7 protein-coding genes, 2 pseudogenes and 1 riboswitch are annotated in these 12,948 nt (G+C 77.3%); all 9 genes and pseudogenes read left to right on the plus strand.

Annotation, left to right across the window (positions count from 1 at the left end; translation table 11 throughout):
- Positions 1-129 precede the first annotated feature (129 nt).
- The 9 genes and pseudogenes from AB0883_RS22475 (at position 130) to AB0883_RS22515 (ending at position 12,938) form a co-directional block, all read left to right on the plus strand.
- Complete coding sequence (locus AB0883_RS22475; RefSeq protein WP_366643142.1) at positions 130-1,350, plus strand: MFS transporter; 1,221 nt, start codon at positions 130-132, stop codon at positions 1,348-1,350.
- 155 nt (positions 1,351-1,505) lie between these two features.
- On the plus strand, positions 1,506-1,841 hold the full coding sequence (locus AB0883_RS22480; RefSeq protein WP_132234772.1) for a hypothetical protein: 336 nt from the start codon (positions 1,506-1,508) through the stop codon (positions 1,839-1,841).
- A gap of 170 nt (positions 1,842-2,011) precedes the next feature.
- Entirely contained in the window at positions 2,012-3,259 is a 1,248-nt protein-coding gene (locus tag AB0883_RS22485; RefSeq protein ID WP_366643143.1) for an MFS transporter, read from the plus strand.
- A 370-nt stretch (positions 3,260-3,629) separates the two neighbouring features.
- Positions 3,630-3,776 (plus strand): annotated as a pseudogene (locus tag AB0883_RS22490) (LuxR C-terminal-related transcriptional regulator); the annotation flags it as partial.
- Positions 3,777-4,155: 379 nt separating this feature from the next.
- Positions 4,156-4,285: riboswitch (cobalamin riboswitch) on the plus strand.
- Positions 4,286-4,331: 46 nt separating this feature from the next.
- On the plus strand, positions 4,332-4,595 hold the full coding sequence (locus AB0883_RS22495; RefSeq protein ID WP_366643144.1) for a hypothetical protein: 264 nt from the start codon (positions 4,332-4,334) through the stop codon (positions 4,593-4,595).
- Positions 4,596-4,733: 138 nt separating this feature from the next.
- Positions 4,734-8,402 carry a cobaltochelatase subunit CobN gene (cobN, locus tag AB0883_RS22500; RefSeq protein ID WP_366643145.1) on the plus strand — a complete coding sequence of 1,223 codons (3,669 nt, stop codon included), beginning with the start codon at positions 4,734-4,736 and terminating at the stop codon, positions 8,400-8,402.
- A gap of 89 nt (positions 8,403-8,491) precedes the next feature.
- Positions 8,492-10,618 (plus strand): annotated as a pseudogene (locus AB0883_RS22505) (VWA domain-containing protein); the annotation flags it as partial.
- A 218-nt stretch (positions 10,619-10,836) separates the two neighbouring features.
- Positions 10,837-11,448 (plus strand): cob(I)yrinic acid a,c-diamide adenosyltransferase, encoded by a 612-nt coding sequence (gene cobO / locus AB0883_RS22510; RefSeq protein ID WP_334604976.1) that lies wholly within the window; start codon positions 10,837-10,839, stop codon positions 11,446-11,448.
- Positions 11,442-12,938, plus strand: a complete 1,497-nt coding sequence (locus tag AB0883_RS22515; protein WP_366643147.1) for a cobyrinate a,c-diamide synthase — start codon at positions 11,442-11,444, stop codon at positions 12,936-12,938. The genes cobO and AB0883_RS22515 overlap by 7 nt, the downstream gene beginning before the upstream one ends.
- Positions 12,939-12,948: the final 10 nt, after the last annotated feature.

A 12,948-nucleotide genomic window follows, 5' to 3' on the forward strand; every position in this document is an offset into this window, starting at 1 on the left:
GGCGTGGACGGTCGACCGAATCATCCCCCTCCGGCGCGCTGACGGTAAGGGGCGCGTTCGGGTTGCTCCGAGAGCGCTCTCAGGTGTGGGATCGGGCGGCAGACGACCCGAGGCGAGAGGACCGCCACCGTGAGCCGCACCGCCGCCCCGACCGCCCCGCCGCCCCCGGCCGTACCCCGGGCGGTGCTGGCCGCCCGTACCGGTGTGGCGGTGGTGTTCGCGCTCAACGGCCTGGCCGTGGCCACCTGGTTCTCCCGGGTGCCCGCCGTCCGGGACGCGCTCGGGCTCAGCGCGGGCCGGCTCGGGCTGCTCCTGCTCGCCATGTCCGTCGGCGCGCTGCTCGCGATGCCCACCGCCGGCCTGGTGGCCCAGCGGCTCGGGGCGGCCCGCACGGTCGCGCTCTCCACCCTGGTCGTCGCGGCCGGGCTGACCGTGACCGGGCTCGCCGCCCTGGCCGGGTCCCTGGCCGGGGTCGCGGTGGGGCTGTGCGCCCTCGGTTACGGCTCCGGCATCTGCGACGTGGCGATGAACGTCGAGGGCGCGGCGGTCGAGCGGCGGCTGGGGCGGACCGTCATGCCCCGCTTCCACGCGGCGTGGAGCCTCGGGTCCGTGGCCGGGGCCGGGCTCGGCGCCGGGGCGGCCCGCCTCGGCGTGCCGGTCGCCGTGCACCTCGCCGCGCTGGCCGCGGTGGTGCTGCTCGGCACGCTGCTGGCCGTCCGGTCGTTCCTGCCGGCGGCCGAGAGCGGCACCGCCTCCGCGTCGGCCGCCCCGGCCGAGCGCCGCCGCGAACTGCTCGCCGCCTGGCGGGAGCCCCGTACGCTGCTCGTTGGCCTGCTGGTGCTGGTGTCGGCGTTCGCCGAGGGCAGCGCCAACGACTGGCTGGCCGTCGCCTTCATCGACGGCCACGACCTCAGCGAGGCGGCCGGGGCCGCGGTCTTCGGCGTCTTCGTCGTCGGCATGACCCTGGGCCGCACGGCGGGGACCGTCGCGCTGGACCGGTGGGGTCGGGTACCCGTGCTGTCCGCCACGATCCTGCTCGCCACGTTCGGCGCGGGCGTGGCGGTGCTCGCCGGCTCCGGGCCGGTGGCGATCGCCGGCGTCGCGCTCTGGGGGATCGGTGCGTCGCTGGGCTTCCCGGTCGGGATGAGCGCGGCGGCCGACGACGAGCGGCGGGCGCCGGCCCGGGTCAGCGTGGTCGCCGTGATCGGGTACACGGCGTTCCTCGCCGGCCCCCCGCTGCTGGGCCTGCTCGGCGACCGGGTCGGCACGCTGCGGGCGCTGCTCGTCGTGCCGCTGCTGCTGCTGCCCACCCTCGCCCTGGTGCCGGCCACCCGCCCGCCGGCCCGCTGAGCGGCCCCCCGCCCGCCGGCCCGTGCTCGTCCGCCACCCCGCGAGGTCGGGCCCGGGGGCGACGACCGGGGCGCGCAGGTGGCTCCCAGGTGGTGCGCAGACGGTTGCCAGGTGACGGTGCTGCACTGGGAGGACGCCGAGGAGAGGAGCCGGGCATGGGCTGGTTCAACCGGCGGCCGCGCGCCGCCGACGCGACCCCGACGAAGCTCGACCGCGAGGCGACCCGGGAGGACCTGGCCGCGCTGGAGGCGTTCGTGGCCAGCCGCCGGGGCGTGGAGTTCTACCTGGAGCCGGAGACCACGGCGACGGACACCACCGTGGTCGCCATCGCCCACGACGGCGAGTGGATCCGCCGGCGCACCGGCTCGCCGCGCGCCGCCGGGTCCATCGCCCGCAAGCACGCGGTGCCGCTGTACGAGGCCGCCCGCACCGGCTACCCGGAGCGGATGCGGGCGTGGAACCGGGCCCACCCGGAGCGCCACGCCCGCTGACCGGTCCGCCCGTCGTCACGCCCGCGGACCAGCCGGGGGGTCAGGCTCCCTGACCGGCCGGGGCACCACGCCCATGAGCGGTACGCCCGAGACCACTCCGGCCCGCTGCCCGCTGTCCGCCGGACCGGCACGGGGCTGCTCCGTCGGACCCGGCGCGGTAAGGTGCCCCGATGGCTGATCGGTCCCGGTCGCTGGGCCGTCCCTTCTGGACGTTCTGGACCGCCGCGGCGCTGGCCAACCTGGGCGACGGCATCCGGGTGGCCGCCTTTCCGCTGCTCGCCGCCGCGCTGAGCGACGACCCGGTGGCGGTGGCCGCGGTGGCCGCGGCGCAGTTCCTGCCGTGGCTGGTCACCGGCCTGCTGGCCGGCGCGCTGGCCGACCGCCGGGCGGCCCGTGCACTGATCGTCGCCGCCGACGCCGGCCGCGTCGTGGTGCTGGCGGCGGTGGCCGTGGCCGTGGCGACGGGCGTGGCCTCGGTCGCGCTCGTGGTCGCCGCCGCCTTCCTGCTCGGTGTCGGCGAGACCCTGCGCGACACCGCCGCCCAGACCGCGATCCCCCGCCTGGTGGACGACGCACAGCTGGAGCGGGCCAACGGCCGGCTGGTGGCGGGTGAGATCGTGGGCAACGAGTTCGTCGGTCCGCCGGTCGGGGCGATGCTGTTCGTCGTCGGCGCGGCGCTGCCCTTCGCCATCAACGGCGCCTCGCTCGCGCTGGCCGTCATGCTCGTGCTGTCCCTGCCGCTGAGTCTCGCCCGCCCCGGCCCGGCACGGTCGGGCGCCGACGCGGACGGGCGGAGCGCCGCCGCCGACCCGGCCAGGCGCGGGGCGCTCGCCGGGCTGCGGTGGCTGGCCCGGCAACCCGTGCTCCGCACGCTCGTGGTCGTCGGCGCGGCAGTCGCCGCCGCGGACAGCGCCTGGTTCGCGATCTTCGTGCTCTACGCGCGGCAGAGCCTCGGTCTTGGCGCGTTCGGCTTCGGCCTGCTGCTGGCCACCGGTGCGGCCGGCGGGCTCGCCGGCTCCCTGGTCGCCGACCGGTTGATCGGCCGGTTCCGGCACCGTCCCGTGCTGGCCTGGTCGATGGCGGTCACGGCCGGAACGCCGGCCCTCCTGGCCGTCGCGCCGCACCGAATCGCCGCGGTGGCCGTCGTCGTCACCACCAGCGCGTCGTTCGCGGTCCTCAACGTGGTCGCGCTGTCGATCCGGCAACGCCTCGTGCCCGGCGACCTGCTCGGTCGGGTGGTCGCCGCCTCCCGGATGCTCTCCTACGGCTGCGCCGCGCTCGGGGCGCTCGCCGGCGGGGCGCTGGCCGCCGGCCTGGGCATGCGGGCACCCTTCCTGTTCAGCGCGACGGTGGCGGTCGCCGCGACCGCCGCCTGGTGCGTCGCGTCCCGTCCCACCGCGCCGGGCGGTCCGGCCTGACGGGGAGGATGCCCGTCGTCGGGCGCGCTCGCGTCGCCCGAGTCGGACGATCCGTGCCACGAGCACGGCGGCGGACCCCAGCGTCGCGGTGGCGAGCAGCACCGTGAGCGTCGGATAGCGGTACGCCACCTGGACCCGGGCGACGCCGCAGCCCCGGTGGAGCGCCGACCACCCGGTGGATCGAGGCGAGCAGCAGCAACGGCGCGAGCAGTGGGAGCAGCCTCACCAGCGTCCGCGGGCGCACCACCCGGCCGGCCGCCCAGCGGTCGTCGCCGGCGAGGCGCTGCTGGCCCCGAGCGTCACCCGCCGGCTCATCGCCGAGTGCACCCGCCTGCCGGCCGCCCGGCGGGTGCCCGGACGGCTCGACGGGGTGACCCGGCGGGAACGGGAGGTGTTGACGTTGATCACCCGTGGGATGTCCAACGCCGAGATCGAGCGGCACCTGCACCTCAGCCGGGGCACCGTGAAGACGCACATCGGCCGGTTGCTGACGGAGCTGGCCGCCCGTGACCGGGCGCAACTGGTCATCGCGGGGCTACGAATCGGGGCTCGCCGACCGGTGAGCCGACGTCGACCGTGGTCGAGGTCCCCGTCACCACGTCGGGCGGGCGGCGACGCCTCCCGCGCGCCGCAGCCTGCCTGCTGGGGAAGCGGAACGGCACGCGGGCGCCGGGGTGTGCGCGGGTGCCGTTCCGCTCGGCCCGTGCGCGTTCCGGGGCCACCGTCGCCGTATTCGGCGGCTCAGACCTTACATTGGCCGACGACAATGCGAAAGGCGTGCCTGAACGGGCATCACGATCGTTGTTCGTCGATCGATGCGAGGTGCCGTGAGCCGGGGTGGGGTGGCGTTGACCGGCGGCCCGGGGTGTGGCAGCATTCGCGGCCTGACGGCAGTGAAGGAAGCCGGTGCGATTCCGGCGCGGTCCCGCCACTGTCACCGGGGAGCGATCCCCCCTCGTGAGTCACGACCGTGCGTGCGCGGTTGGAAGGCCGGGGGAGAGCGTCGATCCGGGAGCCAGGATACTTCGGCCGTCGGAGTGACCCCAGGGCGTGGACACCCGAGGAGGACCCGATGACGCACCGCGTCTCCCCCATCGACGATCATCGTCGCATCGTGCCCGGCCGTGCCAACGGCCCCGCTGGCGGCAACTCTCCCGCGGGCGGCCGCATCGCCGCGCGTGGCCGCCGTTCCGTGCCGCCGGCCAGCCGCGGGGCCGCCGCGCACCCGCCGGTCCGCACCATGCCCGCCGTCGGTCGCCCGGCTCCCGGTGGCGCCCGCACCGTGCCCGGCCGGTTCACCACCGTGACCGGGTCCACCCTCGCCGCGTACCGCTGACGCCCGCACCGCGCCGCCCGACCCCGCCGGCCCGCCGGTGAGCCGGCCGCCGGCCCGTCGTACCCGCTGAACCGCGCCCATCCCCGCATCGCCCGGTCGTCCCCGCGTCGACCCGGGCGTCACTCTCCGGAGCTGTCCGTGCGCATCCTGCTGCTCTCCACCGCCGACACCGACCTGCTCGCCGCCCGCGCCAGCGACGCCGACTACCGGCTCGCCAACCCCGCCCGGATCGCCGCCGACGCCGTGCCCGCGCTGCTCGACGGCGTCGACCTCGCCGTCGTACGCCTGCTGGGCGGCCGGCAGGCGTGGCCGGACGGGCTGGCCGCGGTGCTGGCCTCCGGCGTGCCGACGGTCGTGCTCGGCGGCGAGAACGTGCCGGACGCGGAGCTGATGGCGGCCTCCACCGTGGCCTCCGGGGTGGCCACCCAGGCGCTGGCGTACCTGGTCGAGGGCGGGCCGGAGAACCTCGCCCAGCTCGCCCGGTTCCTCTCCGACACGGTGCTGCTCACCGGCGAGGGCTTCGCCCCGCCCGCGCCCACCCCGACGTATGGCATCCACGGCGAGCGGCCCACGCGGCCGGACCGGCCGACGGTCGGGATCGTCTTCTACCGGGCACACGCCCTCGCCGGGAACACCGGGTTCGTCGACGTCCTCGCCGACGCGGTCGAGGCGGCCGGCGGCGACCCGCTGCCCATCTACTGCGGCTCGCTGCGCGGACTCACCGCCAACGCGGGGCCGCTCGGGCTCTTCGCCCGCTGCGACGCCCTGCTGGTCACCGTGCTCGCCGCCGGCGGCACGGTCGCCGCCGACGCCTCCGGCGGAGGGGACGAGGACGCCTGGGACGTGGGCGCGCTCGCCGCCCTGGACGTGCCGGTGATCCAGGCGCTCTGCCTGACCAGCACGCGCGAGCAGTGGGCCGCCAGCGACGCCGGGCTGTCCCCGCTGGACGCCGCGATGCAGGTGGCGATCCCCGAGTTCGACGGCCGGATCGTCACCGTGCCGTTCTCGTTCAAGAAGATCGACGCCGACGGGCTGTCCACCTACGCCGCCGACCCGGAGCGGGCCGCCCGGGTGGCCGGCATCGCCGTGCGGCACGCCCGGCTGCGGCACGTGCCCCAGGCCGACAAGCGGCTCGCGGTCGTGCTCAGCTCGTACCCGACGAAGCACTCCCGGGTCGGCAACGCCGTCGGCCTGGACACCCCCGCCTCGGCGGTGCGGCTGCTCGCCGCCCTGGCCGACGCCGGCTACCACCTCGGCGACGCGCCGGTGCCCGACGACGGCGACGCGCTCATCCACGCCCTCATCGCCGCCGGCGGCCACGACGTCGAGTGGCTCACCCCGGAACAGCTCGGCGCCGCCGAGGCGCGGGTGCCGGGGGAGACGTACCGGCGGTGGTTCGCGCAGGTGCCGGCGGAGCTGCGGGAACGGATGCTCGCCCACTGGGGCGAGCCGCCCGGCGGGCTCTACACCGACGGCGGCGACATCGTGCTCGCCGGGCTGCGCTTCGGCAACGTGGTGCTGCTGATCCAGCCGCCGCGCGGTTTCGGGGAGAACCCGATCGCCATCTACCACGACCCGGACCTGCCGCCCAGCCACCACTACCTGGCCGCGTACCGCTGGCTGGCCGCGCCCGTCGCCGACGGCGGGTTCGGCGCGGACGCCGTGGTGCACCTGGGCAAGCACGGCACCCTGGAGTGGCTGCCCGGCAAGGGCCTCGGGCTGGCCGCCGGCTGCGCCCCGGACGCCGTCCTCGGCGACCTGCCGCTGGTCTACCCGTTCATCGTCAACGACCCCGGCGAGGGCACGCAGGCCAAGCGGCGCGCGCACGCCGTCGTCGTCGACCACCTCGTGCCGCCGATGGCCCGCGCCGAGACGTACGGGGACCTGGCGAAGCTGGAGCAGCTGCTCGACGAGTACGCCACCGTGCAGGCCCTCGACCCGGCCAAGGTGCCGACCCTGCGGGCCCAGATCTGGGACCTGGTACGCGCCGCCGAGCTGCACCACGACCTGCACGCCGAGCGGATGCCCGACGCCGACGACTTCGACGACTTCGTGCTGCACCTCGACGGCTACCTGTGCGAGGTCAAGGACGTGCAGATCCGCGACGGCCTGCACATCCTCGCCGCCGCGCCCACCGGCGAGGCCCGGGTCAACCTCGTGCTCGCCGTGCTGCGCGCTCCGCAGGTCTGGGGCGGCGCCCGCGCGCTGCCCGGCCTGCGGCAGGCGCTGGCCGGCGCGTACGGGCTGGACGAGCAGGCGCTGCTCGCCGCCCCCGGGGAGCGGCTCACCGTGCCCGAGGCGCTGACCGAGACCGTGGAGGGACCGGGCGTGACCGCCGCCGACGCGGTCGACCTCATCGAGGCCCTGGCCCGCCGGCTGGTCGTCGGCATGGAGACCCTCGGCTGGGACGCCGACGCCGTCGAGGTGGTGGTCGAGGAGGTGGCCGGGCGGGCCGTACCGGACGCCGCCGCGGTGCTCCGCTTCGCCGCCACCGAGCTGGTGCCGCGCCTGAACCGTACGACCGACGAGATCGACCGGGTGGTGGGCGCGCTCGACGGGCGGTTCGTGCCGCCCGGCCCGTCCGGCTCGCCCACCCGGGGCCTGGTCAACGTGCTCCCCACCGGCCGGAACTTCTACTCCGTCGACCCGAAGGCCATCCCGAGCCGCAACGCCTGGGACGTCGGCGTGGCCCTGGCCGACTCGCTGCTCGCCCGGCACCTCGCCGACACCGGGGAGTACCCCCGCTCGGTCGGGCTCACGGTCTGGGGCACCAGCGCCATGCGTACCCAGGGCGACGACATCGCCGAGATCCTCGCCCTGCTCGGCTGCCGCCCGACGTGGGACGACCGGTCCCGTCGGGTCACCGGCGTCGAGGTGGTGCCGACGGCGGAGCTGGGCCGCCCCCGGGTCGACGTCACCGTGCGCATCTCCGGCTTCTTCCGCGACGCCTTCCCGCACGTGGTCGCGCTCATCGACGACGCGGTCCGGCTGGTGGCCGCCCTGGACGAGCCCGCCGAGCAGAACTTCCTGCGCGCGCACGTCGCCGCCGACCTCGCCGAACACGGCGACGAGCGGCGGGCCACCGCCCGCGTCTTCGGCTCCAAGCCCGGGGCGTACGGGGCCGGGCTGCTGCCGCTGATCGATGCCCGCAACTGGCGCAGCGACGCCGACCTCGCCGAGGTGTACGCCGTCTGGGGCGGCTACGCCTACGGCCGGGGGCTGGACGGGCGGGAGGCGCGCGCCGACATGGAACGCTCCTTCGCCCGGATCGCCGTGGCGGTCAAGAACCAGGACACCCGCGAGCACGACATCGTCGACTCCGACGACTACTTCCAGTACCACGGCGGCATGGTGGCCATGGTCCGCCACCTCACCGGTGCCGCCCCGGCCGCGTACGTGGGGGACTCGGCGATGCCGCACGACGTGCGCACCCGCACCCTCGGCGAGGAGACCCGGCGGGTGTTCCGGGCCCGGGTGGTCAATCCGAAGTGGATCGCCGCGATGCGCCGGCACGGCTACAAGGGCGCCTTCGAGCTGGCCGCCACCGTCGACTACCTGTTCGGCTACGACGCCACCGCCGGCGTCGTCGACGACTGGATGTACGAGCACCTGAGCGCCGCGTACGTCTTCGACGACACCACGAGGGAGTTCCTGGAGCAGTCGAACCCGTGGGCGCTGCGCGGCATCACCGAGCGGCTGCTGGAGGCGGCCGACCGGGGCCTGTGGGCCGAACCCGAGCCGGCCACCCTGGACCGGCTCCGCGAGACGTACCTGGCCAGCGAGGGCGACCTGGAGGAACGGCAGTGAGCGCGAGGAGTGAGCCGGTCCTGCGAGCTCCGCAGTCGCGAACGGAAGGCGGCACGGTGACCACCTTCCCGTTCAGCGCCGTGCTCGGCATGGACGACATGCGGCTGGCCCTGCTGCTCAACGCCGTCTCCCCGGCGATCGGCGGGGTGCTCGTGCGCGGCGAGAAGGGCACCGCCAAGTCGACCGCCGTACGGGCCCTGGCGGCGCTGCTGCCGCCGGTCGACCGGGTGGCCGGCTGCCGTTTCGCCTGCGACCCCGCCGCCCCCGACCCGTCCTGCCCGGACGGGCCGCACCCGGCCGCGCCGGCCGCCGAGCGGCGTCCCGCCCGGCTGGTGGAGCTGCCGGTCGGGGCGGCCGAGGACCGGGTGGTCGGCTCGCTCGACCTGGAGAAGGCACTCGGCGAGGGGGTGCGCGCCTTCGAGCCCGGCCTGCTCGCCGCCGCCCACCGCGGGGTGCTCTACGTCGACGAGGTCAACCTGCTCCACGACCACCTGGTCGACCTGCTCCTCGACGCCGCCGCCATGGGCCGCTGCCACGTCGAGCGCGAGGGCGTCTCGGTCAGCCACGCGTCCCGGTTCCTGCTGGTCGGCACGATGAACCCGGAGGAGGGGGAGCTGCGCCCCCAACTGCTGGACCGCTTCGGGCTGACCGTGGAGGTCGGCGCCAGCCGCGACCCGGCCGTACGCGTCGAGGTGGTCCGCCGCCGGCTCGCCGCCGACGCCGACCCGGCGGGGTTCGCCGCCCGCTGGGCCGACGCCGACGCGCAGGTCGCCCGCCGGGTCGCCGCCGCCCGGCAGCGGCTGGCGCACGTGCTGCTGCCCGACGCCGCGCTGCGCCGGATCGCCGAGGTGTGCGCCGCGTTCGACGTGGACGGCATGCGCGCCGACATCGTCACCGCCCGTACGGCGCTGGCGCACGCCGCCTGGCACGGCCGGGACGCGGTCACGGTGGAGGACGTGCGGGTCGCCGCCCGGCTGGCCCTGCCGCACCGGCGTCGCCGGGACCCGTTCGACGCTCCGGGGCTCGACGAGAAGCGCCTGGACGAGGCCCTCGACCGGGCCGGCGACGACGACCCCGACGACGAGCACGGCGGCCCCGGCGACGGCCCGGACTCCGGCCCGGACGGCGGCGGACCCGGCGGCCCGGGCGGTGGCCCGGGCGGGGCCGGCGGCGCCCCGGACCCCGGCGACGCCGACGGGACCACGCCGGCCGGCGCGGACGCGCCGGACCTCGGGCGCGACGGCGACACCGGCCGGGACGGCGGCGAGGGCACGTGGCCGGACCGGGCCGGCGGTGGCGACGACGCCACCGGGCGCTCGGCCGACGCCTCGACCGGCCCGCCCGACGCCGGGGACCCGGGCGGCGAGGGCGCCCCCGGCCGGACCCGGCCGGCGGACGGCCGCTCCGGCGGCGGGCAGGCCGTGGCCGTACCCCGGCAGGGCCTGAAGGCCCGGCTGCTCACCGCGCCCGGGGTCGGCGACGGGGTGCCCGGCCGCCGCTCCCGGGCCCGCACCGGGCGCGGACGGACCACCGGGGCGCGGGTGCCGACCGCCCGGGCCGGCATGCTGCACCTGCCGGCGACCGTCCGGGCCGCCGCCCCGCACCAGGCCGCCCGCGGCCGGGTCGGCGGGCCGCTGCGGCTGCGTCCCGACGACGTCCGGGAGGCCGTCCGCGAGGGGCGCGAGGGCAACCTGGTGATCTTCGTCGTCGACGCCAGCGGCTCGATGGGCGCCCGGGCGCGGATGGCCGCCGTGAAGGGGGCCGTGCTCGCCCTGCTCACCGACGCCTACCAGCGCCGGGACAAGGTCGCGGTGGTCGCCTTCCGGGGCGCCGCCGCGCAGCTGCTGCTGCCGGCCACCTCGTCGGTGCTCGCCGCCTCCGTCCGGCTGGCGGAGCTGCCCACCGGCGGGCGCACCCCGCTGGCCGAGGGGCTGCTCGCCGCCGCGGACCTGCTGCGGCTGGAGCGGTTGCGCGATCCCCGCCGCCGCCCCCTGGTGCTGGTCGTCACCGACGGCCGGGCCACCGCCGGCGAGCGCCCGCTCGACCGGGCGGCCCGCGCGGCGGGCGTGCTCGCCGCGACCGGCGCGCCCTGCGTCGTCGTCGACTGCGAGAGCGGCCCGGTCCGCCTGGGCCTGGCGCGCCGCCTCGCCGCCCAACTGGACGCCGCCCACCACCGCCTCGACGAGGTGGCCACCGCCCCCCTGACCACTCTCGCCGCCGGCCGCCCGGCCCCCGCGCCGGCACCCCGTCCCGGCCCGCACGACCGGTCCGCCGCAGATCTTGGCAAGGAACGGCCCCCAGGAGGGCCCGCCCCTACCAAGATCGCCACCGCAGCCACCGCCACCGCAGCCACCGCCACCGCAGCCACCGCCACCGCAGGCACCGCCGCCGTCGCCGCAGTCGCCGCCGTCGGGCAGAAGAGGAGTGTCGCCTGATGCCGCAGGGGAAGCCGTCCCACGTGCCCGCCGACGGGCTGACCACCCGGCAGCGGCGTCACCGGCCGCTGCTGATCGTCCACACCGGGCAGATGAAGGGGAAGTCGACCGCCGCGTTCGGGCTGGCCCTGCGCGCCTGGACGGCCGGGCTGCCGGTCGGGGTGTTCCAGTTCGTCAAGAGCGCCAAGTGGCGGGTGGGGGAGGAGAACGCCTTCCGCGCCCTCGGCGAGGTGCACGAGCGCACCGGGCAGGGCGCCCCGGTCGCGTGGCACAAGATGGGCGAGGGCTGGTCGTGGATCCAGCGCGGCGGTGAGGCCGACCACGCCGCCGACGCCCTGGAGGGCTGGCGGCAGATCCAGCGCGACCTGGCCGCGCAGCGGTACGGCCTCTACGTGCTCGACGAGTTCACCTACCCGATGAAGTGGGGCTGGGTGGACGTGGCCGAGGTGGTCGACACCCTGGCGAACCGCCCCGGCTTCCAGCACGTCGTGATCACCGGCCGGGACGCCGACCCGCGTCTGGTGGAGGCCGCCGACCTGGTCGCCGAGCTGACCAAGGTCAAGCACCCGATGGACGCCGGCCAGAAGGGCCAGAAGGGCATCGAATGGTGACCGGCCCCGGCCGCCGTACCGACCCGCGCGGTCCCGACGGCCCCACCGCGCCGGCGGGACACCCGGCCGGCGGCCCCCCGTCCACCGATGCCGCCGCGACCGGCGGCGCCCGGGACAACGACGCGACCGGCGACCACGGCGGCGCGTGGGCGCTGCCCCGCGTGGTGGTCGCCGCGCCCGCCAGCGGGCACGGCAAGACCACCGTCGCCACCGGGCTGCTCGCCGCGCTGCGCCGCCGCGGCCTGGTGGTCAGCCCGCACAAGGTCGGCCCCGACTACATCGACCCCGGCTACCACGCGCTGGCCGCCGGCCGCCCCGGCCGCAACCTCGACCCGTGGCTGGTCGGCGAGGAGCGGATCGCGCCGCTGCTGCGCCACGGCGCCGGCACCCCGACGCCCGCCGACATCGCCGTCGTCGAGGGCGTGATGGGGCTGCACGACGGCGCGGTCGGCCGCCGCGGGTACGCCTCCACCGCGCACGTCGCCCGGCTGGTCGACGCCCCGGTCCTGCTGGTGCTGGACACCACCGCCCAGGGCCGCTCCGCCGCCGCGCTCGCCCTGGGCATGGCCGCGTTCGACCCCGGCGTGCGGATCGGCGGGGTGATCCTCAACCGGGTCGGCTCGCCCCGGCACGAGTCGCTGCTGCGCGACGCGCTCGCCGAGGTGGGCGTACCGGTGCTCGGGGCGGTCGCCCGCGCCGTCGAGGTCGCCGCCCCGGCGCGCCACCTCGGGCTGGTGCCGGTCGCCGAGCGGGCACCGGAGTCCCTGGCGATCGTGGCCGCCCTCGCCGACCTCGTCGCGGCCACCGTGGACCTGGACGCCGTACTCGACCTGGCCCGCACCGCCGGCCCCCTGCGCGCCCCGGCCTGGGATCCGGCCGCCGCCGTCGGCGGGCTCGCCGGCGCCGGGCGTCCGGTGGTCGCGGTCGCGGGCGGACCGGCCTTCACCTTCTCCTACGCCGAGACCGCCGAGCTGCTCGCCGCCGCCGGCGCCACGGTCGCCCCCTTCGACCCGCTGCGCGACCCCGCCCTGCCCGCCGGCACCCGCGCGGTGGTCGTCGGCGGCGGCTTCCCCGAGGCGTACGCGCCGCAGCTGGCCGACAACGCCACGCTCCGCGCCGAGCTGGCCGACTTCGACGGCCCGGTGGTCGCCGAGTGCGCCGGCCTGCTCTACCTCGGCCGGCACCTCGACGGGGTCCCCATGTGCGGCCGGCTGGACCTGGCCGCCCGGATGACCGACCGGCTCACCCTCGGCTACCGCGACGCCGTCGCCGTCACCGGCTCCCCGCTGCACCGCCCCGGCGACCCGGTACGCGGCCACGAGTTCCACCGCACCGTCACCGACCCCGGGCACGGCGACCAGCCGGCGTGGCGCTGGGACGGCGCCGACCACGGCTTCGTCGCCGGCCGGGTGCACGCCTCCTACCTGCACACGCACTGGGCCGGCCATCCGCACGCCGCCCGCCGCCTGGTCGAGGCGGCGACCCGGTGACCGGTCACGA

This window comes from Micromonospora sp. NPDC047812 (assembly GCF_040704175.1).
Lineage (GTDB): Bacteria > Actinomycetota > Actinomycetes > Mycobacteriales > Micromonosporaceae > Micromonospora.